Genomic DNA, 23,330 nt, shown 5'->3' with positions numbered 1-23,330 from the left:
CAATGCCGGCTTCCCGACGTCAAGCGAAGGCAGACCTATGCAGATCCATGTGACAGACCGCCAGGGCAAGCGCCACAGCCTGGAAGCCCTGGAAGGCTTCCGGGTGATGGAGATCATTCGCGACTGGGATCTCGACATCAAGGCCGAATGCGGCGGCGCCTGCGCCTGCGCCACCTGCCATGTCTATGTCAGCGAGGAATGGGCGCACAAGCTGGCGGCGATGCGCGATGAGGAAGAGGACATGCTCGACAGCGCGTTCTCGGTGGAGACGAATTCGCGCCTGTCCTGCCAGATCCTGATGACGGAGGAACTCGACGGGCTGGAAATCGAACTCGCGCCCGGCACCGAAAAAGACCGCGTCGCCGCCTGATCGGCTGCCGGACCCGGCTTCAGCCAAACCGGCCTCAGGTGACCCGGCCGCGCAGCCGGTATTCCGACCGGTCCCAGAGCCTGCCGTCCATCACCTCCGCCAGGATCGCCGCCGCGCTTTTCACATCCTCGGGCCGGACATAAAGCGGTGCGAAGCCGAAGCGCAGCACGTCGGGCGCCCGGAAATCTCCGATCACGCCGCGGGCGACCAGCGCCTGCATGATGGCAAACCCTTCCTCGTGCCGGAACGACACCTGGCTGCCGCGGGCCTGCGCATCGCGCGGCGAGGCGAGCGTCAGCGCCGGGCAGGCGGCCTCAACTTCCGCGATGAACAGTTCGGTGAGCAGAATCGAGCGGGCGCGGACACGCGCCAAGTCGATGCCGTCCCAGACATCGAGCGCCGCGTCCAGCGCCTCCAGCGACAGCACCGGTGGCGTTCCCACACGCATCCGGTCGATGCCCGGGGCGGGGCGATAGTCGGGATCGAAGGCGAAGGGCGCGGCGTGGCCGATCCAGCCCGACAGGAGCGGCGCGATTCCGTCCTGGTGTCGCGGCGCCACATAGACGAAGGCCGGCGCGCCCGGACCGCCATTGAGGTACTTGTAGCCGCAGCCGACGGCGAAATCGACCCCGGTGCCGGCGAGGTCCACTTCGAGCGCTCCGGCTGAATGGGCGAGGTCCCATATCACCAGCGCGCCGGCATCGTGCGCGGCGCCGGTGATCGCCCTCATGTCGTGACGGCGACCCGTCCGGTAATCGACCTCGGTCAGCATGACCACGGCGACGGTGTCGTCGATCGCGGCCATGACGTCCTCCGGCGCCACGGTCCTGAGCATCCGGCGGCCGGGCAGGCGTGCGGTCAGCCCCTGAGCGATGTAGAGATCGGTGGGGAAGTTGCCGGTGTCCGAAAGCACCACCGAACGTTCTGAGTTGAGATGAATCGCTGCGTCCAGAACCTTGAAAAGATTGATTGATGTCGTGTCTGCCACCATGACGGTTCCGGCGGCCGCGCCGATCAGCCGGCCGATGCGATCTCCGACCTTGCCGCTGAGATCCATCCACCCGGCGTCATTCCATGCGCGGATCAGCATCGCGCCCCATTCCGCCTGGACCGTGCGGGCGACCCGCGCGGCGACGTTGGACGGCAGGGGCCCCAGCGAGTTGCCGTCGAGATAGATGACGCCATCGGGCAGCGCGAACATGGCCCTGGTGCCGGCAAACAGCGCATCGTCATCGGTGGGCGTGGGCATGGTTCTCTCCTGGCGGGCGGCGGGACGGACGGCATTGGTAGCCTCGGCAGACCGGTGCCGCAACCCGCGCTGGCGGTGTCGCTGCCGGTCTTGCCGCTTGCCCGGCGTCGTGCGAGGCTCCTGCATGATCGACAAGCTCGAATATTTCATGGCACTCGCCCGCGAACGGCATTTCGGCCGTGCCGCCACCGAACTGGGCATCACCCAGCCGACGCTGTCGGCGGGGCTCAAGCAGCTCGAGGACCAGCTCGGCGTGGTGCTGGTGCAGCGCGGCTCCCGCTTCCAGGCGCTCACCCCGGAAGGCCAGCGGGTGCTGGAATGGGCCCGGCGCATCGTCGGCGACGCCCGCACGATGCGCGAGGAGATGAAGGCGGCGCGCAAGGGACTGTCCGGTCATGCGCGGCTTGCCGTCATCCCCACCGCACTGTCAAAAGTTACGGCGATGACGGCGGCGTTCTCCGAGAAGCACCCGGCTGTCACGCTGTCGATCATGTCCTGCACGTCGAACGAGGTGTTGTTCCAGCTCGAGAACCTCGAGATCGATGCCGGCATCACCTATCTGGAGAATGAGCCCACCGGCCGCGTCGTTTCGGTGCCGCTCTACGAGGAGCGGTATCAATTGTTCACCACCGCCGGCCAGATGCTCGCCGACCGCGAGACGGTGACCTGGGCCGAGGTCGCCAAACTGCCGCTGTGCCTGCTCACGCCCGACATGCAGAACCGCCGCATCATCAACCAGCATCTCGCCGAAGCCGGCGCGGCCGCCAAGCCGACGCTCGAATCCAACTCGGTGACCGTGCTGTTCTCCCATGTGCGGACGGGCAAATGGGCCTCGATCATGCCGCTGCATCTGGCCGAGACCTTCGGCCTTGCGCCCGAAATCCGCGGCATTCCGATCGTCGAGCCGGATGCCCATCACATGGTGGGGATGGTCGCCGCGCCGCGGGAGCCGCACACCCCGATCGTTTCGGCACTGCTGCACGAGGCACGGATCTTTGCCCGTGACATGAACCCTCGATAGAGATTCCCTATCGGCCGACGAATATGCGCTATTGATTTTCGACTGAAATGCCTGAAATTGTGGCAGTTGTGATGATTGGGAGGATTGTCGATGCTGAACCGAACGGCTGACGCGGACATCGCGTCGCGCGCCGGCGCCATTGTTGAGGGCCACAGGGCGCTCGAAGGGCCGCTGTTGCCGATCCTCCATTCGATCCAGGACGAGTTCGGCTATGTGCCGACCGCGGCGCTGCCGGCGATCGCCGACGGGCTCAATCTGTCGCGCGCCGAGGTTCACGGCGTCGTCAGCTTTTACCACGATTACCGCCAGGAACCCGCCGGCCGCCACGTCATCAAGGTGTGCCGGGCCGAGGCCTGCCAGTCGATGGGCGGCGAGGAGCTTGCCGAAAAGCTGCTGGCGCTGCTGGGTCTCGACTGGCACCAGACCCGCGCCGACGGCGCCGTCACCATCGAGCCTGTCTATTGCCTTGGGCTGTGCGCCTGCGCGCCGTCGGCCATGGTCGACGGCGAAGTGATAGGCCGTCTCGATCATGACGCCATCGCCGAGATCGCCCGGGGAGTGAACGCATGAGCATCAGGATTTTCGTTCCCGGCGATGCCGGCGCCCTCGCGGTCGGCGCCGACAAGGTGGCCGGCGCATTGGTGAGCGAAGCCGCCAAGCGCGGGCTCGACATCGAGATCGTCCGCAACGGCTCGCGCGGCATGTTCTGGCTCGAGCCGATGGTCGAGGTGGAAACGGAAAAGGGCCGCGTCGCCTACGGGCCGGTAAAATCGTCCGATGTGCCGGGCCTGCTTGACGCCGGCCTGACCGATGGCGGCTCCCACGCGCTCAATCTCGGCCTGACCGAGGAGATCGATTTCCTCAAGCGGCAGACGCGGCTGACCTTCGCCCGCTGCGGCATCACCGATCCGCTGTCGCTCGAGGACTATCGCGCCCATGGCGGCCTCAAGGGTCTCGAGCAGGCGATCGCCATGACGCCGCTCGACATCGTCACCCAGGTGACCGACTCCGGCCTGCGCGGACGCGGCGGCGCGGGCTTCCCCACCGGCATCAAGTGGAAGACGGTTCTTGATGCGCAAGGCGCGCAGAAATACATCGTCTGCAATGCCGACGAAGGCGACTCCGGTACATTCGCCGACCGCATGATCATGGAGGGCGACCCCTTCGTGCTGATCGAAGGCATGGTGATCGCCGGCATCGCCACCGGTGCGACCAAGGGCTATGTCTACACGCGTTCTGAATATCCCCACGCCATTGCGGCGATGAACTCGGCCATCGAAATTGCGCGCAAGAACAACGTTCTCGGCGTGTCTGTTCTCAATTCAGGTCATGCGTTCGACATGGAAGTGCGGGTCGGCGCCGGCGCCTATGTCTGCGGCGAGGAAACTGCACTTCTGGAAAGCCTCGAGGGCCGCCGCGGCATCGTCCGCGCCAAGCCGCCGCTGCCCGCCCACAAGGGCTTCCTCGGCCGCCCGACGGTGATCAACAATGTGATCTCGCTCGCCTCGGTGCCGGTGATCATGGAAAAGGGCGCCGCCTTCTACAAGGATTTCGGCATGGGCCGCTCACGCGGCACGATCCCGATCCAGATCGCCGGCAACGCCAGGCATGGCGGCCTGTTCGAGGCGGCCTTCGGCATGACGCTGGGCGAACTGGTCGATGATGTCGCCGGCGGCACCATTACCGGCCAGCCGGTCAAGGCGGTGCAGGTGGGCGGTCCGCTCGGCGCCTATTTCCCGCGCGCGCTGTTTGACACTCCGTTCGACTACGAGGAGTTCGCCGCCCGCGACGGCCTCATCGGGCACGCCGGCATCGTCGTCTTCGACGACAGCGTCGACATGCTCGACCAGGCGCGCTTCGCCATGGAGTTCTGCGCCATCGAAAGCTGCGGCAAGTGCACGCCCTGCCGCATCGGCTCGACCCGCGGCGTCGAGGTGGCCGACAAGATCCGTCGCGGCGAGGAGCCGGAGAAGCAGCTCGCGCTGCTCACCGACCTCTGCAACACGATGAAGTTCGGCTCGCTCTGCGCGCTGGGCGGCTTCACACCCTATCCGGTGATGAGCGCCATCAATCACTTCCCGGAGGACTTTCGTCCGGTTCCCATGTCCCAGGCAGCGGAGTAGGCACCATGGCTCTTATCCAGGAAATCGACTACGGCACCCCGGTCTCCAAGGCGGAGAAGACCGTCAGCCTGATCGTCGACGGCAATAGGGTCACGGTGCCCGAGGGCACCTCGATCATGCGCGCCTCGATGGAGGCGGGCATTGCCATTCCGAAACTCTGCGCCACCGACATGGTCGACGCCTTCGGCTCCTGCCGGCTCTGCCTGGTGGAAATCGAAGGACGCCGCGGCACCCCGTCCTCCTGCACCACCCCGGTGGCGGAAGGCATGGTGGTCCACACCCAGACCGGACGGCTCAAGGACATCCGCCGCGGCGTGATGGAGCTCTACATCTCCGACCATCCGCTCGATTGCCTGACCTGTGCCGCCAATGGCGACTGCGAGCTGCAGGACATGGCCGGCGCCGTCGGCCTGCGCGATGTTCGCTACGGCTACGAAGGCGACAACCACGTGGTGGCGCGCCAGGGCGGCGAGCTGAACGCCCGCTACATGCCGAAGGACGAGAGCAATCCGTATTTCACCTATGACCCGGCCAAGTGCATCGTCTGTTCGCGCTGCGTGCGCGCCTGCGAGGAAGTGCAGGGCACCTTCGCGCTGACCATCGAGGGCAGGGGCTTTGGCAGCCGCGTCTCGCCCGGCATGCACGAGAGCTTCATGAACTCCGAATGCGTCTCCTGCGGCGCCTGCGTGCAGGCCTGCCCAACGGCGACGCTGCAGGAGAAGTCGGTCATCGACATCGGCCAGCCGGAACATTCCGTCGTCACCACCTGCGCCTATTGCGGCGTCGGCTGTTCCTTCAAGGCGGAAATGCGCGGCGAAGAAGTCGTCCGCATGGTGCCGTGGAAGGACGGCAAGGCCAACCGCGGCCATTCCTGCGTCAAGGGCCGCTTCGCCTGGGGCTACACCAACCACAAGGACCGGATCCTCAACCCGATGATCCGCGAGAACATCACCGATCCCTGGCAGGAAGTGACCTGGGAAGAGGCCTTCGCCCATGTGGCCAAGGAATTCAAGCGCATCCAGTTCCAGTATGGCCGCGGCGCCGTCGGCGGCATCACTTCGTCGCGCTGCACCAATGAGGAAACCTTCCTGGTGCAGAAGCTGGTGCGTGCCGGCTTCGGCAACAACAATGTCGACACCTGCGCCCGCGTCTGCCATTCGCCGACCGGCTACGGCCTCGGCAAGGCGTTCGGCACCTCGGCCGGTACCCAGGATTTTGACAGTGTCGAGCACACCGACGTGGTCATCCTCATCGGCGCCAACCCGACCGACGGCCATCCTGTGTTCGCCTCGCGGCTCAAGAAGCGGCTGCGTGAAGGCGCCAAGCTGATCGTCATCGATCCGCGCCGCATCGACATGGTCAAGACCCCGCATATCCAGGCGTCGCATCACCTGCCGCTGCGCCCGGGCACCAATGTCGCTGTTCTCACCGCGCTGGCCCATGTGATCGTCACCGAAGGCATCTTTGACGAGGCCTTCATCCGCGAGCGCTGCGACTGGTCGGAATTCGAGGACTGGGCGTCCTTCGTCTCCGATCCGGCCCATAGCCCGGAGGCCACCGAGGCCTATACCGGCGTTCCCGCTGCCGAGTTGCGCGGTGCTGCGCGGCTTTATGCCCGTGGCGGCAACGGCGCCATCTATTACGGCCTCGGCGTCACCGAGCACAGCCAGGGCTCAACCACGGTGATGGCGATCGCCAATCTGGCCATGGCCACCGGCAATCTCGGCAAGCCGGGCGTCGGCGTCAATCCGCTGCGCGGCCAGAACAATGTGCAGGGCGCCTGCGACATGGGCTCGTTCCCGCACGAGCTTCCCGGCTACCGGCATATCTCGGGCGAGGAAACCCGCGACATCTTCGAGAAGCTCTGGGGCGTCGAGCTCAATTCGGAACCCGGGCTGCGCATCCCCAACATGCTAGACGCCGCCGTCGAGGGCACGTTCCGCGGCATCTACATCCAGGGCGAGGACATTCTTCAGTCCGATCCCGACACCCACCATGTCCAGGCGGGTCTGGCGGCGATGGAATGCGTCGTCGTCCATGACCTGTTCCTGAACGAGACCGCCAATTACGCCCATGTCTTCCTGCCGGGTTCGACCTTCCTGGAAAAGGACGGCACGTTCACCAATGCCGAGCGCCGGATCAACCGGGTGCGAAAGGTGATGACGCCGAAGAACGGTCTCGGCGACTGGGAAGTCACGCTCGGCATCGCCGAGGCGATGGGGCTCGGCTGGGATTACAGCCACCCGTCGCAGATCATGGACGAGATCGCCGCCACCACGCCGAGCTTCACCAATGTCTCCTACGATCTCTTGGAGAAGATGGGCTCGGTGCAGTGGCCCTGCAACGAGAAGGCGCCGGAAGGCACGCCGGTCATGCATCTGGGCGGTTTTGCCCGCGGCAAGGGCAAGTTCATCCGCACCGAATATGTGGCCACCGACGAGCGCACCGGACCGCGCTTCCCGCTGCTGCTCACCACCGGCCGGATTCTGAGCCAGTACAATGTCGGCGCCCAGACCCGGCGCACCGAAAACGTCGCCTGGCATGCGGAGGATCTCCTGGAGATTCACCCGCACGACGCCGAGCAGCGCGGCATCCATGACGGCGATTTCGTCAAGCTGGCGAGCCGCTCGGGCGAGACCTCGCTGCGCGCCAAGCTGACCGAGCGGGTGTCGCCGGGCGTGGTCTACACGACGTTCCACCATCCCGGCACCCAGGCCAACGTGATCACCACCGACTTCACCGACTGGGCGACCAACTGCCCGGAATACAAGGTGACGGCGGTGCAGGTGAGCCCGTCGAACGGTCCGACCGCCTGGCAGGTGGAGTATGATGCGCAGGCAGCTCAGTCCCGCCGCATTGCCGAGCCGGCGCTCGAGCCTGCGGAATAGGGCGTCCGTGACCGCCCGCCAGACTCGCGCCACCGTCGCCCGGCTTGCCGTGCGCGGCGGTGTGCGGGCTTCGGGCGAGCGCACCTTGCCGGAGGAGGCGCCGGTGGCGCTGAGTTTTGGCGGCACCACGCAGGCGGTGATGATGGCGACGCCTGACGATCTTCTCGATTTCGGCTATGGCTTCGCGCTGACCGAGGCGATTGCCGGCAGCGGCGCCGACATCGAGGCGATCGAGATCGTCGAGGCGGGCGAGGGCTATGACGTGCAGATGCAGCTTGCCGACAGCCGACAGGCGGCGCTCGCCGCCCGGCGCAGGCGGATGGCGGGGCCGGTGGGGTGCGGACTGTGCGGGATTGAATCCATCGACGAGGCGCTGCGGCAGTTGCCCGAACGTTCGGCGCTCGAGGCGCAATTTACCGCCGGCGATATCCGCGCGGCCCTTGGCAGTCTCGGCGCGGGCCAGAAGCTGCGCGCCGAAACCGGCGCCGTGCATGCCGCGGGCTTCTACCGGCCGGGCGAGGGCATGGTGATGGTCCGCGAGGATGTCGGCCGTCACAATGCGCTCGACAAGCTGATCGGCGGGCTCGCCCGCGCCGGCCAAAACACCGCCGGCGGCGCCATCGTCATTACCAGCCGGGTCTCCGTCGACATGGTGCAGAAGACGGTGATCGCGGGCAGCCCGGTGCTGATCGCCGTCTCCACGCCGACCGCGCTGTCGGTGCGCACCGCGGAAGCCGCAGGCCTGACGCTGATTGCCATTGCGCGCGGCGAGGATTTCGAGATTTTCACACGGCCCGACCGGATAACATCGGGCCGGACAACACATGGAGTTGAGAGCGATGTCGCCTGACAAGCTGCGGTACCAGGCCAACCAGATTGCCACCTTCTTCGCATCCCAGCCGGAGCAGGAACAGGTTGAAGGCGTGGCCGACCACATCAACAAGTTCTGGGACCCGCGCATGCGCACGCAATTGTTCGAAATCGCCGACGAGAGCACCGAGGGTTTCAAGCCGATGGTTGTGGCGGCGCTAAAGGACATAAGGCGGCCGGAGAAGCTGGCGAGCGCGGGGTGATGTGCTGCCGGTATTGGCCTGTTGGATCAGTCAGTGGCCAAGGATTGACGGGCCGTAGCTGACGGATTGGTCCTGCACGAGCACATGCCCGCGCCGTATCAACTCTCTCGTCATCGCGTCCTGCTCGGCCTGGTCCAGGGTCTTCTTGAAGAGCGCGTTGACAGTTCCAGCAAGGGTCTTGAGCTTTCGCGGCCGCGCGGCGCCGCGGGATTTCAGGCTGGAAACAACCGCATCGATCTTTTCGTCGAGCGTTTTGGCGGAGGCCACCCTCAGGAGCGGAATTTCCGATATGTCCTTGTGGCGAAGAGCGAAGATCCCGCGTTCGCGCAGGTGGGCGATGAGCGGATCGAAACCCTTGTCACGCGAGATGATATGGAAATAGGCGTTGGCGTCCGTCGCCGCGAATTCTCCGATATAGAAGGCGATATGGAAATCAAGCGCGTTTGAGCCGTTGCCGGAGATCTTCCTGTAATCGGCGTTCTCTCCCAGCTTCTGCAATGCGGTGGCGAATTCGTAAGGAACAGTTTTCTGGTTGGCGCCGACAAAGACGACCAGCTTGAAATTGTGACCGTTGAGGATATCCAGGTTTCCCGGCTGGACGTTCTCGAAATCGATCAGGATATAATTGTTCTTCACGCCAGCGTCTCCCTTTCTCCTTCGGCGGTGAGATGCATTGATCCGTATGCCACCCCTGGTACCATCCGTCCTACATCAGCAACGTAAAGAAGCAATTGATCTGCGCCAGCAAAGTCAAACCTTTTGCTTGATCTAGAGAAATGCAAGCATCAGAAACCCAACCGCCACGGCAGCGGCAGGCCGGAGATGGCGGCGAGCGCGGGGTGATCTCAAGCCGGACGCATTTCCCGGACGATCCGCGAGAAAGGCGGTCTCTCACCGCGCCGACGCGCGGTGGCTGGATTCCGGCTCAGAGGCCGGAATGACGGGGGAGGAAATTGGTGCGGCGTAACGCCGACAAACCTTGGGGCACCGCTCAGAGCGGCCGAAGCAGCCAGACGATTTCCTTTGCCGGCACGCCCTTCATGCCGCCGGCCAAGGCGTTCGTGGCCAGCTCGGACAGCTCGTACCCATCACCGTATCGGAGCCGCACTTCATCGCTCGTTACCGAGAAGGGCGGGCCGTCAAGTCGGGACTGGTCGTAGTCGAAGGTGATCAGCAATTGCGGGGCGTTGCCGGCGAGGGCGGCGATGTGGGGCGCGTAGGCCGCGCGCATCTCCGCATGCAGGGCCACCAGGGCCGCCCGGTCGAAGACCGCGTCGATGGGTCCGAGCAGGTCGGGGGTGAGATCGAAGACATCGCCCACGAAGATGTCGATGTTTTCGGCGCTGTAGCTTTTGAGATCGCCAAGATCCGAAATCTCCGGCTCGAGGCCGAGTTCCTTGAACAATTGCCCGATCGCCAGTTCGCTCAGTTCCGCGCCGGCAACGCGGTGCCCCCTGGACATGAGCCAGCCGATGTCGAGGGTCTTGCCGCAAAGGGGCACGAAGACGCGGCCATTGGCGGGCACTGAAAGTGCGGCGAAATGGGCGAGCAGCAGCGGATTGGGCCGGTTCTCGTGAAAACCGATCCTGCCGCTCTGCCACCGGTCATGCCAAAATCCATGTTCCATTCAATCGCCCTTTCAGAAAACCAGCCGCCACAGCAGCGGCAGCAGGATGGCCGTGGCCAGTGCATTGAGGCCCATGGCGAGGCCGGAGAAGGCGCCGGCGATCTCGCTCTCCTGCAGCGCGCGGGCGGTGCCGATGCCGTGGCTGGCGGCGCCGAGCGCGAAACCGCGGGCTCGCCAGTCGCTGACGCCGATCAGCGTGAGCAGCATCGGTCCGAGGATTGCTCCGGTTATCCCCGTCAGCATCACCAGCACCGCCGTCAGCGACGGCAGGCCGCCCAGTTGCTCGGTGATCGCCATGGCGACCGGCGCGGTCACCGATTTCGGCGCCAGCGACATCAGCGTGTCGTGCGAGGCGCCGGTGAGCCAGCCGATGCCGAGTGCGGAGACGATGGCCGTCAGCGAGCCGCAGATGAGGCTGACGCCGAGCGCCAGCGCCGAGCGGCGCACCCGCTCGAACTGGCGGTAGAGCGGGATGGCGAGCGCCACCGTGGCCGGACCGAGCAGGAAGTGGACGAATTGCGCGCCCTCGAAATAGGTTTCGTAGCTGGTGCCGGTGAGGCTCAGCAGCGCCACCAGGACGATGACGGCGATCAGCACAGGGTTGAACAGCGGCAGGCCGCCGGAGCGCTGGTAAATCCAGGTGCCGAACTGGAAGGCGATCAGTGTGAGCGTCAGGAACAGCAGCGGGCTGGCGCTGAGATAGACCCAGATCTGGGTGAGATCACGCATCGCTTTCGCCCTCCGCGGCCTTGCCGGTAAGCCGGTCGATCCAGACCATGACCAGCGCCGTGACGGCGATGGTGGCGAGCGTCGAGCCGATCAGCGCCGCGGTGATCGGCCACCAGTTCTCGGCCATCAGATGCAGATGCACCATGACGCCGACGCCCGCCGGCACGAACAGCAGCGAGAGATGCGACAGCAGCCCGTCGGCGGTTGCCTGCAGCGGCGCGGGCACCTGGCCGCGGATCATCAGCATGGCGAACAGGATCACCATGCCGATCACCGGGCCGGGAATGGGCAGGGCCAAGACCTGAGAGAAGAGTTCTCCTGCCAGCTGGCAGCCGAGAATGAGGGTGAGCGAGGCAAGCATGAGTGGGCCTTCTGCAAGTTGCGGGCAGGGCGCACTATCGGCGGTTTCTGCCGCGATGGCGAGATGGCGGCAGATCGCCCTGTTCATTTCCCTATAACCAAATGCACCCCACCCGGCGCTGCGCCCCACGGGGCGAGCCACGGGTCTCGCCCGTCCTGCGGACACCCCGGACGGGGAGCGAAAACCCGCCGGTGATCCCGGCGCCGGGACGTTCCTCCCCCGAGCTGGGGCCGATTTGCGGTTTCCTCCCCCGAACCGGGGAGGTGCCGGCGCAGCCGGCGGAGGGGGCGACGGCCGGGATCCGCCCCGGATATCAAACCGCCAGCATATTCCCCAATCCCCAGCCATGAAAAGGTTCCCAGGTCAGGCAAATTGGGCAGGGACGCCACGCGTCCGTTGCGCGCCGCATTTCCAACACCAGCGGATCGGATCAGCCTTCGTGGTGCGCGGCATCCTGCCGATGGTTCTGGCAATGGCTGGCTTTGCCGCCGAGGACATGCTCATGCCGAGGACAGGTTCTTTGACCTGGCCGCCTCCGGCACGGCGGGTGGGCAGCCGGGCCGGCGACCCATCTGCTTCGTCAGTCAGTGATGCCGGCGATCATTGTTGCTTTGCCGCGCCCGTTCCCGAAGGCCCCCGGCCCGCGACGTAGGGGTCGGCGAGGGCAGCTTGCGGCCGGCTGACCGGGACCGATGTGGATGACGTGATTTTCGACAGATGCTCCGGGCCCTTACTGGCCAGAATCCTGCGGAAAACCGGGTTCATGCCGCCATCCGAATAGGCAAGGCCCGGGCTCTGGACATCGTTGAGCAGGCTTTTCATCTTCTCAAGGTCCCCGGTCGACTTGTCGGCCACTTGCTGGACCTCCGGTGCAAATGCCGGGCATTCCGCAAGCGGGTCGGCAGGCGCCGCTCCGCTGACCGGCTCTCCGAACCGGTAGCGTCCTTCACAGAACTGAAAGTCCGGCGGTCGACGCAGCACTTCGAAGCGGTCATAGCCTGCCTTGAGATCCATCCAGAAGCTGAAATTGGGATTGTCGCTGTGCGCGGCAAGATTTTGCGGCGTCATCCGAAACGGATAGGATTGAACCTGGACCGATGGTTGGCCACTCCGCAATGCATCCCTGAGAACGGCGTAGACCTCGGCGACATGTTCATCGGAGATCGCGAAGCAGCCCGACGAGGAACAGGCGCCATGAACCATCAGGGCGGAGCCGCTGTACCCCTTTGCCCGCTCCAGCCTGTTCGGATAGCCCAGATCGAAGGAGAGATGGTATTGGGAGTTCGGGTTCAGCTGTCCGGAATTGACCGTGTAGAACCCCTCGGGGGCCTGCCGGTCACCTTCGAACCGCTTGGGCCCCAATCCGCCGGACCATCGGCACATCGGATAGGTCTTCATCAGGGCGTATCTGCCGGATGAATTCCGTTTCCATATTTCCAGTTCGCTTTCCCGCTTGAAAATCCGGACTAGCACCGGGTCCGCGGGCTTCATGCCCAGTTCCCGCATCTTGACGATCGTCTTCTGCGGGATCGGAGCATTGCCGCGGTCATTGAGCTCCAGCGTGCTCGTCACACATCCGGACACAACAAGGCCTGCCATCAGAATGCCGATCACTCTGGATCGGAAGCCCCGGCTCCCGTGGTGTTTTCCTGCGAAGATAGGCAGCATCGTTTTCCGCTTCTTGCCAATGGCTTGAGATTGCGATCGGCATGGCCCGCCGGTCACGCGGCCTTGCCGATCGACAGCATCGTGATCGACCCGACGCGGGAGCGCGCCAGTGCCGAAGGCGCCGGCCGCCATGCTGCGGTCCTGGTCAACACGCGAATCATCGCACCCTTTTGGCTTCAAAAGCGTTACTTGTCCACGATCCGCGGTCGTCTTTCGAGAAGCCCGCGGCGCGCAGATCAGGTGCGGTCCGGTCGCGGACCGTGAATGGCCGCTGATCATGTCGGGATGCATGTCGGGATGCTTGGCGCGGGGATGGGCGACCGGGAGGCCGCGCCGCGCCGGATCATTCCGGCTTCGCTGTCATGAAAGGGTTTCCCGGGCCGGGCAAACGGGGTAGGGACGCCGTGCGTCCATTTCCGGCCGCTTAAGGCAGCCGACGATCGGATCGACCTCATGGACAATATGCGCGGCATCCTGCTGATGGTTCTGGCGATGGCAGGCTTTGCCGCCGAGGACATGTTCATCAAGCTGGCCGCCTCAGGCCTGCCGGTGGGCCAGATCCTGGCGGTGCTGGGACTTGTCGGCGCGCTGATGTTCGCGGCCTATGCGCGGGCGAACGGCATGAGCGTGGTGTCCGGAGGGTTCTTTCACCCGGCGGTGGTGGTGAGAAACCTCACCGAGATGCTCGGCGGCCTCTGCTTTGTGACGGCACTGACGCTGATTCCGCTCGCCACCGCCACCACCATCCTGCAGGCAACGCCGCTGCTGGTGACCATGGGCGCAGCGCTGGTTCTCGGGGAGGCGGTCGGCTGGCGCCGCTGGACCGCCATCCTGATCGGTTTTGGCGGCGTGCTGCTCGTCATTCGCCCCGGCCTGGAGGGCTTCGAGCCGGAAGTGCTCTGGGCCGTCCTGGGCGTGGTGGGGCTGGCGATCCGCGATCTGGCCAGCCGCAAGGTGCCCCGGAGCATCTCGTCGCTGCAACTCTCGGCCTGGGGCTTCTTCTCCGTCGGCGTGTCCGGCGTCGTGCTGCTGGCCGTAACCGGCGGCGCGGTGCTTCCGACGGTCCGCGAGGCGGGCTACCTGACCGGCGCGCTGTCGGTCGGCGTGCTTGCCTATTGGGCGCTGACCGAGGCCAGCCGGATCGGAGACATCTCGGTGGTAACGCCGTTCCGCTATTCGCGGCTGGTGTTCTCCATGATCGTGGGCATGCTGGTGTTTGCCGAGTTTCCGGACATCTACACCCTGACAGGCGCCGGCATCATCATCGCCACCGGGCTGTTCACGATCATCCGCGAGCAACGGCGGCGGCGCCAGGATGCAACGGCCGGCAGACCGGCAACGTCGGTGGAGACAGCTCCGTAGGGGCGCGGCCCGAGGCCGCCAGACGGATCGGCCCTTTCCGGCCGGCTGCGCAGCCGGACCCTCCGGATCGCGGGACTCGTCCTGCGGAGGGCGCGCGTGAGGGTGGGACCATCCATTGTTGAATCGCGGCGGTTGCCTGTTGGCGCTTAAGCGGGCAAGGTCGGCGGCGCGGGGATGTGGACCAGAGGTCTGCCGGGAGACCCCGACGGAGGATGCATGACGCAGAACACGGCAAGGCTGGCGACAGCCGAGAGCGATGATGCGGAATTCGGCCCACTGCTTTCGCGCGCGTCGATCCTGATCGTCGACGACGAGCCGGGCATACGCAACTTCCTGATGCGCACCATCGGCCCGCGGGTCAAGTCGATCGACGAGGCCGCCGACGTCAAGGCGGCGTCCGCCATGCTCGATGCCCGCCATTACGACGTGGTGATCCTCGACAACGTCATGCCGGGGAAGAACGGTGTCGACTGGCTTGCCGAGCAGCGCGCCATCGGCTTCTTTTCCGACGCGATCCTGATGACCGCCTATGCAGATCTCGAGACCGCCATCCAGGCGCTGCGCGCGGGTGCCGTGGATTTCGTGCTCAAGCCGTTTCGTTCCAACCAGATTCTCAACGCCATCGCCCGCTGCCTCGACCGCCGGAAGCTGCAGCGCGAAAACTACGTGCTGCGCCACGAACTGATGGCCGCCTCCGAGCACATTCTGCTGCGCGACCGGATGATCGGGCATTCGGCCATCATCGTTCAATTGCGCGAGATGATCGCCCGGGTGGCGCCGCTGCCGACGTCCGTGCTCATCTGCGGCGAATCCGGCACCGGCAAGGAGGTCACCGCGCGGTCCATCCACACCCTCTCGGACCGGGCCGGCAAGTCCTTCGTGCCGGTCAACTGCGCCGCAATCCCGCAGGAGATGATCGAGGCGGAGCTGTTCGGCCACGTCAAGGGCGCCTTCACCGGCGCGCAGGGCGCGCGTGACGGCCTGTTCATGCATGCCCAGGGCGGGACGCTGTTCCTCGACGAGATCGGCGAATTGCCGATGGCGACCCAGAGCAAGCTGCTGCGCGCGCTGGAAGAGCGCAAGGTGCGGCCGGTCGGCTCCGAGCGCGAGGCATCGGTCGACCTGCGCTTCATCTTCGCCACCAATGCGGACCTCGAACAGCGCATGGCCGAAGGCAGATTCCGGCCCGACCTGTTCTACCGCATCAATGTCATGCGCATCGACATGCCGCCGCTGAGGGATCGCGGCGAGGATGTCATCGAACTGGCGGAGCTGTTCATCTCCAAGCTGTCATCGCAGATCGGCATGCCCCCGGTGCCGCTGACCGATGCGGTGCGGCGGGAATTCCTCGCCTATTCCTGGCCCGGCAATGTGCGCGAACTGCGCAACCTGGTCGAGCGCTCGCTGATTCTGGGCCAGTTTCCAAAGACCCTTTCCGACCAGCCGGCCCCGAAGCTAACCCACGGCGAGACGCTTGAGGACATCGAACGGCGCCACATTCTCGATGTGCTCGAGGCCGTCGGCGGCAACCGGTCGGAGGCAGCCCGGGTGCTCGGCGTGTCGCGCAAGACCATCGAACGCAAGCTTGCCGCCTGGGGTTCGTGATGCGGATCGAGCCGCGGTGATGCCCGATGCAAGGCAGGCCCGGCCGACGCGGTCGATCCGCTACCGGCTGCTCGCCATCGCGCTGCTGCCGACGCTGGTGATCCTGCCGATCCTGCTCGGCGTCACCATGGTGCGCTGGAACGCCAAGTTCGACGCCGTGCTGGTGTCCAAGGTCAATGGCGACCTGACGATCGCGCACCAGTATCTCAGCCGCATTCTCGAAAACACCGGCGAACACCTGACCGCGCTCGGCCGCTCCGCCGAATTCCGGGACGCGGTGGCCGGCGAAGGCCAGACGCAAGCCAGTCTCCAGACACTGCTCAGCGAGGCCCGCACCGCGCTGTCGCTCGATTTTCTCTACATCGCCGATTCCACCGGCCGCGTCATCGCCCGGGCCGAGCCGGGCGCGCCCGAGCGCGTCGACATGAGCTGGCCGGTTCTCGCCGACGCCGTCAGCGGCAGCACCAGCACCGCCATCGACATCTTTCCGGCGGAGCTGCTGGCCAGCTTCTCGCCCGCGCTGGCGCAGCGGGCGAAGATCGACCTGATCGCCACGCCCAATGCCGTTCCGACCGAAGCCTCGCAGAGCACATCGGGCATGGTGGTGCATTCGGCCAGTTCGGTCGGTCTGGCCGACGAGGGCCGCGGCATTCTGGCGGGTGGCATCCTGCTCAACCGCAATCTCGAGTTCATCGACACCATCAACGACCTTGTCTACCGCGAGGCGAGCCTGCCCGAAGGCAGCCAGGGGACGGCGACGCTGTTCCTCGACGACGTCCGCATCAGCACCAATGTCCGCCTGTTCGAGGGCAGGCGGGCGCTCGGCACACGGGTGTCGGCCGCGGTGAGGCGGCTGGTTCTTGAACAGGGCGAGGTCTGGCTCGACCGCGCCTTCGTCGTCAACGACTGGTACATCTCCGCCTATGAACCGATCGTCGACAGCTTCGGCAAGCGCGTCGGCATGCTCTATGTCGGCTTTCTGGAAACACCGTTCGCCCGCTCCAAGATCGCCAGCGTGGTGGCGATCCTGGCCGCCTTCTTCGTGGTCACGCTTGCGAGCGTGCCGCTGTTCCTGCAATGGGCGCGCTCGATCTTCAAGCCGCTCGAGAAGATGGCCGACACCATCACGCTGGTGGAGGCGGGCAATCTCGGCGCCCGGACCTCCATCAGCGATGTCGGCGACGAGATCAGCCGCGTGGCGGCCCATCTCGACGGCCTGCTCGACCGGCTGCAGGCGCGCGACCGCGAGCTGCGGGACTGGAACGAGGAGCTCAACAGCCGCGTCGACATCCGCACCCGCGAACTGCAGGAGACCAACCGCCGCCTCGAGGCGATGACCAAGCAGCTGGTGATGGCGGAGAAACTCGCGGCCATCGGCGAGATCACCGCCGGCGTGGCACACGAGATCAACAACCCGATTGCCGTCATCCAGGGAAATCTGGAGGTGTTGCGCGCCATCATGGGGGAAAGGGCGGGCGAGGCCGATACGGAACTCAGGCTGATCGACGAACAGACCGAGCGCATGACCCAGATCGTCACGCGGCTTTTGCAATTCGCGCGGCCCGAGGAATATTCGGGCACCACCGCCGACAGCCTGCCCGGCGACGTCATCTCCGACTGCCTGCCGCTGGTGCGGCACATGCTGCGCACCAACGAGATCGCGGTCGAGCGCCACGACAGGGCCAGCCGGCACGCAGCCATGAATCGCACCGAACTGCAGCAGGTGCTGGTCAACCTTATGGTCAATGCCATCCACGCGATGCCTGAGGGCGGAAAGCTGACACTGGCCAGCTCGGACGAGGAGCGGGACGCAGCCCCGGGCGTCCGCATCGATGTGAGCGATACAGGCAGCGGCATCGATCCGATGATCCTCGACCGCATCTTCGATCCGTTCTTCACCACCAAGCGCGGCGCGGGAACCGGTCTCGGACTGTCCATCACCCACATGCTGGTCTCGCGGCATGGCGGAACCATCTCCGCGCACAGCGTCATCGGCGAGGGCACGCGGTTCAGCATCTGGCTGCCCGAGGCCGGCTGACCGCGCCGGCGGCAATTCCGGCCCGCCGGTCGGGACTTTTTGTCGGTACCGGGACTTTCTGTCCCGCGGCCAGATGCGACTGCGGCGACCAATCCATTTTACGCCAATCAAACCAAGGGCTTTCGAACGCGGCGTTCTGGCACGGAACTTGCGAGGAGATTCGTGCTCAGCGGCCCGGAGGCAGGCCGCTGGCGCGAACACGACGCCGACCCGGAGGTTGACCGCCAGGGCGCGCGTCGAACATGGCGCCGCAAGGCGCATCCACGGGAGGACACCTATGTTTGACAGTCTGAAGAAAGAACACATCGTCGCGGGCGAGGGGTTCAACCGGTGGAAGGTTCCGCCGGCATCCATCGCCATCCATCTCTGCATCGGCTCGGTCTATGCCTGGTCGATCTTCAATCCGCCGCTGATCAAGGAATTTGGCGTCGTCGCCGCTTCGGCCGACGACTGGAGCCTTCCATCCGTGGTCTGGATCTTCTCGGTGGCCATCGTCTTTCTCGGCCTTGCGGCGGCCTTCGCCGGCAAATGGCTGGAGGAAGTCGGGCCGCGCATGGTCGGCCTCGTGGCGGCCGCCTGCTGGGGCGGCGGGTTCATCATCGGCGGCCTCGGAATCATGACGCACCAGCTCTGGCTGGTCTATCTCGGCTACGGCGTCATCGGCGGCTGCGGTCTCGGCCTGGGCTACGTCTCGCCCGTCTCCACGCTGATCCGCTGGTTCCCCGACCGGCGCGGCATGGCCACCGGCCTTGCCATCATGGGCTTCGGCGGCGGCGCGATGATCGCCACCCCGATCAAGGAGACGCTGCTGTCGCTGTTCTACAAGGCGCCGCAGTATCTTGGCGCCGAAGGCGCGATCAACGTGGTCACCGAAGGCGGCAGGCGTCTGGCGGAAGTCAACGGCCAGATGGTCGAAGTCGTCGTCGCCTCGGCCAAGCAGCTGGCCTCGGCGCCGGCGGCCCTGCAGCTGCAGGAAGGCGTCTATGTCGTCGGAACCGGCAACACGGGCGCCGCCTCGACCTTCTTCACCCTCGGCATCGGCTATTTCATCGTCATGGTCATTGCCGCCTTCTCCTACCGCGTCCCGCGCGAGGGCTGGCTGCCGGCCGGCTGGACCCCGCCGGCCAACGACAAGCGCAAGATGATCACCCAGAACCATGTCCATATCGACCAGGCTCTGAAGACACCGCAGTTCTGGCTGCTCTGGATCGTGCTCTGCTTCAACGTCACCGCCGGCATCGGCGTGATCGGCGTCGCCAAGACGATGATGAGCGACATCTTCGGCACCACGCTGCCGCTGATCGTGAACTCGGCCTTCGCGGCAACCTATGTGTTCATGATCTCGGTGTTCAACATGGTCGGCCGCTTCTTCTGGGCATCGACCTCGGACTTCATCGGGCGCAAGAACACCTACCACATCTTCTTCGTGCTCGGTATCATTCTCTACGTCTCGATCCCGTTCGCGGCAGGCCAGGTGTCGGTCAATCCGGCCGTGACATGGCTGGTGATGTTCTACGCGGCCACCATGATCATCTTCACCATGTATGGCGGCGGCTTCGCCACCATCCCGGCCTACCTGGCGGACATCTTCGGCACCAAGTATGTCGGCGGCATCCACGGGCGGCTGCTGACGGCCTGGAGCACGGCCGGCGTGCTCGGACCGCTCGCCATCACCAAGCTGCGTGAGGCCTCGGTGGGCAATTCGATCCGCGATCTCGCCGCGCAGGTGGATCCGGCGGCGTTCCAGGCCAAGTTCGGCGCCGGCATCGACCAGCTCAACCAGCTGGTGGCGGCCAAGACGGTGACCATCGCCCGGCTGATGGAAATCGCACCGGCAGGCACTGTGGATCCGACCTCGAGCCTCTACAACACGACCATGTATGCCATGGCCGCGTTGCTGGTGATCGCGCTCGTCTGCAACTGGCTGGTCAAGCCGGTGCATGAAAGCCATCACATGGCGACAGATCCGGTGCCCTCCAAGGCCTGACCTGCCTGCACCTGTGCCAAGCCGATGTCCCGGGCGTCCGCGCCCGGGATTTTTTTCGACCGCCGCCCGCCTGGACGGATCCGGCCTTGATGAAGATCAATGCGATTGCCCGGCCAGGTGGTAGCGTCCGCGCCATGGCAACGGACAATTCCACCAGCGAGCCGGTGTTCCGCGTCGAGAACCTCACCAAGATCTACCGGACCGGCGATGTCGAGGTCCGGGCGCTCAACGGCGTCGACATGACGCTGTATCGCGGCGAGATGGCCGTGCTGCTGGGTCCGTCCGGCAGCGGCAAGTCGACGCTTCTCAACATCATCGGCGGTCTCGACCAGGCGACCGGCGGCAAGGTCTGGTTCGGCGACACGGAGCTGACCGGTTGCAGCCAGCGCGAACTCACCCGCTATCGCCGCGACCATGTCGGCTTCGTCTTCCAGTTCTACAACCTGATCCCGAGCCTGACCGCCTGGGAGAATGTCGCGCTGGTCACCGAAGTCTCGAGACATCCGATGCGTCCCGAGGAGGCGCTGGCCATGGTCGGCCTTGACCACCGCATGAGCCATTTTCCCGCGCAGATGTCGGGCGGCGAGCAGCAGCGGGTGGCGATCGCCCGCGCCATCGCCAAGCGCCCGGACGTGCTGCTGTGCGACGAGCCGACCGGCGCGCTCGATTCCAGGACCGGCGTTCTGGTGCTGGAGGCGTTGTCGCGGGTCAATGCCGAGCTCGGCACGACGACGGCGATCATCACCCATAATGCGGGCATCCGGCAGATCGCCCATCGGGTGTTCTCCTTCCTCGACGGCCGTATGTCCGATTGCACCGTCAATGAAACCCGTGTCGATCCGGCGGAGGTCAAGTGGTAGCCATGCGGATGCTCGACCGGAAACTGCTGCGCGATCTCGGACGGCTCTGGGCCCAGGCGCTGGCGGTCGCGCTGGTGATGGCGTGCGGCGTCATGACCCTGATCCTCGCCATGGGCGCCAGCCGCTCGCTGGAGGCGAGCCAGAGCGCCTTCTACGACCGCTATCGCTTCGCTTCGGTCTTCGCCGAAGCCGTGCGGGCGCCGCGGCATCTGGAACCGCGCATTCAAAGCCTGCCCGGCGTATCGGCTGCCGAACTCCGCATCGTCAAGCCGGTCATCATCACCATCACCGGCATGACCGAGCCGGCCAGCGGCGTGGTGGTGTCGATTCCCGACACGGGCGAGAGCGCCGTCAACCGTCTCTACCTCCGGGCAGGGCGGCTTCCAGGGAGCCGGGTGCCGGGCGAGGTCGCGGTGGTGGAGGCGTTCGCGGCCGCGCACGGATTTCGCCCCGGCGACCGGTTCGACGTGGTGATGAACGGCAAGGCGCGGCGGCTTTCGATCACCGGCATCGTGCTGTCGCCGGAATTCATCTATGCCATCGGCCCGGGCGACATGGTGCCGGATCCGCGGCGCTACGGCATCCTGTACATGTCGGAAACCGTGCTGTCCTCGGCCTTCGGGATGGAGGGGGCCTTCAACGATGCGGCGCTGACGACGATGCGCAATGCCGACACCAGGGCGGTGATCGAAGGGCTCGACGGCCTTCTTGCGCCCTATGGCGGCACCGGCGCCTACGGGCGCAAGGACCAGATGTCGCATGCATTCCTGGATTCCGAACTGACGCAGCTGTTCGCCATGGCGACGATCATTCCGCCGATCTTCCTGTTCGTGTCCGCCTTCCTCGTCAACATGATCCTGTCCCGCCTGATCGCGCTCGAACGCGAACAGATCGGCCTGCTGAAGGCGGTGGGCTACACGGACCTTGCCGTCGGCTGGCACTACGCCAAGCTGGTGATCGTCATTTCCGCCGTCGGCCTCGCGATCGGATGTGTCGCGGGAAGCTGGCTCGGTCGCGGCCTGACGCGGCTCTACGGCGAGTTCTTCGCGTTCCCGTTCCTGATCTTCACCCATGGCATCGATCTCTACGCCATCGCCGCCACGGTGACCGTGGCGGCCGCGCTTGCCGGCGCCTCGAGCGCGATCTGGGCCACGGTGATGCTGCCGCCGGCCGTCGCCATGCGGCCGCCGAGCCCGACGCAGTACCGCAGCCTTGCCGGCGCCGCCGTCCCGACCAATCCGCTGTTTTCGCAACTCACCGTGATGGTCTTCCGGCATTTCCTGCGCTGGCCGCTGCGGTCGACAATGACCATCATCGGTACCGCGCTGTCGGTCGCGCTGCTGGTCACGGCGCTGTTCTCGTTCGATTCCATCGACGCGATGATCGACACGATCTTCTTTCGCGCCGACCGCCAGGACGCGACGCTGACCTTCGCCAGCGCATCCGGGCCGGAGGCCGTCACCCGTGTCGGCGACCTGCCCGGGGTGATCCGGGTCGAACCCTATCGCTCGACCGCGGTCAAGCTGAAGAACGGCCGACACGAGCGGCGCATGGTGATCCACGGCCTGACGCAGCAGTCCGAGCTGTCGCGCGTCCTCGACAGGGACCTGCTTCCCATGCAGCCGCCAAGCTCCGGCCTGGTGCTGTCGGAGCGGGTCGCTGCCCTCCTGGATCTCCAGATCGGCGACCCTGTCGAGATCGAACTGATGGAATTTGCCGACCGAAAGGTTTCCGTGCCGGTGACCGGCATTGCCGAAAGCTATGTGGGGCTCGCGGCCTACATGGAACTGACGGCGCTCAACCGGCTGCTGATGGAGGGACGCCGGGTGTCCGGAGCCCGCATCCTGGTCGACGAGGACCGGCTCGACGAGCTCTATGCGCACATCAAGCAGGTGCCGGCGATCGCCTCGCTGGCGCTGCAGACCGTCTCGCGCGACCGGTTTCGCGAGACCGTCCGGCAGAACATCTCCTACAGCATCACCATCTATGTGACGCTTGCGATCATCATCACCTTCGGGGTGATCTACAATTCGGCCCGCATCCAGCTGTCCGAGCGGGCGCGGGAGCTGGCCAGCCTCCGGGTCTTCGGCTTCACCCGCGCGGAGGTCTCCAGCGTGCTGCTGGTGGAACTGGCGCTGATCGTCATCATCGCCCAGCCGCTCGGCTGGCTCGCCGGATACGGGTTTGCGGTGCTGATGATCCGCGGATTCGAGAGCGATCTCTTCCGCATTCCGCTGGTCATCAGCCAGGCCACCTACGCCACGGCGAGCCTGGTGGTGATCGGGTCCGCGGTCGTTTCGGCGCTGCTCGTCAGGCGGCGCGTCGACACGCTCGACCTCATTCGTGTTCTCAAGACGAGGGACTAGACC

Annotated in this window: 19 protein-coding genes; 13 read left to right on the top strand and 6 right to left on the bottom strand. The window is 65.6% G+C overall.

Features of this window, described 5'->3' with window-relative positions:
• The first annotated feature begins 37 nt into the window (after positions 1-37).
• Complete coding sequence (locus DFR52_RS02805) at positions 38-370, top strand: 2Fe-2S iron-sulfur cluster-binding protein (RefSeq protein WP_110030381.1); 333 nt, start codon at positions 38-40, stop codon at positions 368-370.
• A gap of 34 nt (positions 371-404) precedes the next feature.
• Here DFR52_RS02805 and kynU read toward each other — a convergent pair whose 3' ends face one another.
• Positions 405-1,619, bottom strand: coding sequence for a kynureninase (gene kynU / locus DFR52_RS02800; protein WP_110030380.1), 1,215 nt, complete (start codon positions 1,617-1,619; stop codon positions 405-407).
• A gap of 124 nt (positions 1,620-1,743) precedes the next feature.
• Between kynU and DFR52_RS02795 the strand changes: the two genes are divergently transcribed.
• The 6 genes from DFR52_RS02795 (at position 1,744) to DFR52_RS02770 (ending at position 8,724) form a co-directional block, all read left to right on the top strand.
• On the top strand, positions 1,744-2,640 hold the full coding sequence (locus tag DFR52_RS02795) for a LysR family transcriptional regulator (protein WP_110030379.1): 897 nt from the start codon (positions 1,744-1,746) through the stop codon (positions 2,638-2,640).
• A gap of 90 nt (positions 2,641-2,730) precedes the next feature.
• Positions 2,731-3,210 carry a formate dehydrogenase subunit gamma gene (locus DFR52_RS02790; protein ID WP_110030378.1) on the top strand — a complete coding sequence of 160 codons (480 nt, stop codon included), beginning with the start codon at positions 2,731-2,733 and terminating at the stop codon, positions 3,208-3,210.
• Complete coding sequence (locus tag DFR52_RS02785) at positions 3,207-4,763, top strand: formate dehydrogenase beta subunit (protein WP_110030377.1); 1,557 nt, start codon at positions 3,207-3,209, stop codon at positions 4,761-4,763. The genes DFR52_RS02790 and DFR52_RS02785 overlap by 4 nt, the downstream gene beginning before the upstream one ends.
• A gap of 5 nt (positions 4,764-4,768) precedes the next feature.
• A complete protein-coding gene (gene fdhF / locus DFR52_RS02780) occupies positions 4,769-7,651 on the top strand; it encodes a formate dehydrogenase subunit alpha (RefSeq protein WP_110030376.1) in 2,883 nt (960 codons plus the stop codon).
• Between the two features lie 7 nt (positions 7,652-7,658).
• Entirely contained in the window at positions 7,659-8,501 is an 843-nt protein-coding gene (gene fdhD, locus DFR52_RS02775; RefSeq protein ID WP_245415166.1) for a formate dehydrogenase accessory sulfurtransferase FdhD, read from the top strand.
• Complete coding sequence (locus tag DFR52_RS02770; protein WP_110030374.1) at positions 8,491-8,724, top strand: formate dehydrogenase subunit delta; 234 nt, start codon at positions 8,491-8,493, stop codon at positions 8,722-8,724. The genes fdhD and DFR52_RS02770 overlap by 11 nt, the downstream gene beginning before the upstream one ends.
• A gap of 30 nt (positions 8,725-8,754) precedes the next feature.
• Here DFR52_RS02770 and DFR52_RS02765 read toward each other — a convergent pair whose 3' ends face one another.
• The 5 genes from DFR52_RS02765 to DFR52_RS02745 all read right to left on the bottom strand — a co-directional run bounded on the left by DFR52_RS02765 (position 8,755) and on the right by DFR52_RS02745 (position 13,040).
• Positions 8,755-9,360, bottom strand: a complete 606-nt coding sequence (locus tag DFR52_RS02765) for a PIN domain-containing protein (RefSeq protein ID WP_110030373.1) — start codon at positions 9,358-9,360, stop codon at positions 8,755-8,757.
• A gap of 355 nt (positions 9,361-9,715) precedes the next feature.
• Positions 9,716-10,351 (bottom strand): thiopurine S-methyltransferase, encoded by a 636-nt coding sequence (gene tmpT, locus DFR52_RS02760; protein WP_110030372.1) that lies wholly within the window; start codon positions 10,349-10,351, stop codon positions 9,716-9,718.
• 12 nt (positions 10,352-10,363) lie between these two features.
• The gene (locus tag DFR52_RS02755) at positions 10,364-11,080 is read right to left on the bottom strand and encodes an LrgB family protein (RefSeq protein WP_110030371.1); all 717 of its coding nucleotides are present in this window, start codon (positions 11,078-11,080) and stop codon (positions 10,364-10,366) included.
• Positions 11,073-11,441 (bottom strand): CidA/LrgA family protein, encoded by a 369-nt coding sequence (locus DFR52_RS02750; protein ID WP_110030370.1) that lies wholly within the window; start codon positions 11,439-11,441, stop codon positions 11,073-11,075. The genes DFR52_RS02755 and DFR52_RS02750 overlap by 8 nt, the downstream gene beginning before the upstream one ends.
• A 600-nt stretch (positions 11,442-12,041) precedes the next feature.
• Positions 12,042-13,040, bottom strand: a complete 999-nt coding sequence (locus DFR52_RS02745; protein ID WP_210205783.1) for a L,D-transpeptidase family protein — start codon at positions 13,038-13,040, stop codon at positions 12,042-12,044.
• 522 nt (positions 13,041-13,562) lie between these two features.
• On the opposite strand from DFR52_RS02745, the gene DFR52_RS02740 reads away from it, so the two are divergent.
• From DFR52_RS02740 to DFR52_RS02715, 6 genes are all read left to right on the top strand, one after another.
• Complete coding sequence (locus DFR52_RS02740) at positions 13,563-14,471, top strand: DMT family transporter (protein ID WP_110030368.1); 909 nt, start codon at positions 13,563-13,565, stop codon at positions 14,469-14,471.
• A 216-nt stretch (positions 14,472-14,687) separates the two neighbouring features.
• Positions 14,688-16,076, top strand: a complete 1,389-nt coding sequence (locus DFR52_RS02735; protein ID WP_110030367.1) for a sigma-54-dependent transcriptional regulator — start codon at positions 14,688-14,690, stop codon at positions 16,074-16,076.
• A 19-nt stretch (positions 16,077-16,095) separates the two neighbouring features.
• A complete protein-coding gene (locus DFR52_RS02730) occupies positions 16,096-18,114 on the top strand; it encodes a sensor histidine kinase (protein WP_110030366.1) in 2,019 nt (672 codons plus the stop codon).
• A 277-nt stretch (positions 18,115-18,391) separates the two neighbouring features.
• On the top strand, positions 18,392-20,101 hold the full coding sequence (locus DFR52_RS02725) for an OFA family MFS transporter (RefSeq protein ID WP_110030365.1): 1,710 nt from the start codon (positions 18,392-18,394) through the stop codon (positions 20,099-20,101).
• A 134-nt stretch (positions 20,102-20,235) separates the two neighbouring features.
• Positions 20,236-20,961: an ABC transporter ATP-binding protein gene (locus DFR52_RS02720; RefSeq protein ID WP_110031093.1), complete on the top strand. Its 726-nt coding sequence runs from the start codon at positions 20,236-20,238 to the stop codon at positions 20,959-20,961.
• Between the two features lie 2 nt (positions 20,962-20,963).
• Positions 20,964-23,327 carry an ABC transporter permease gene (locus DFR52_RS02715; protein ID WP_210205781.1) on the top strand — a complete coding sequence of 788 codons (2,364 nt, stop codon included), beginning with the start codon at positions 20,964-20,966 and terminating at the stop codon, positions 23,325-23,327.
• Positions 23,328-23,330 lie beyond the last annotated feature (3 nt).

Origin of the sequence: Hoeflea marina (assembly GCF_003182275.1) — a bacterium.
In the GTDB taxonomy this organism is placed as follows: Bacteria; Pseudomonadota; Alphaproteobacteria; order Rhizobiales; family Rhizobiaceae; genus Hoeflea; species Hoeflea marina.
This window is presented reverse-complemented; position numbering and strand designations above follow the sequence as displayed.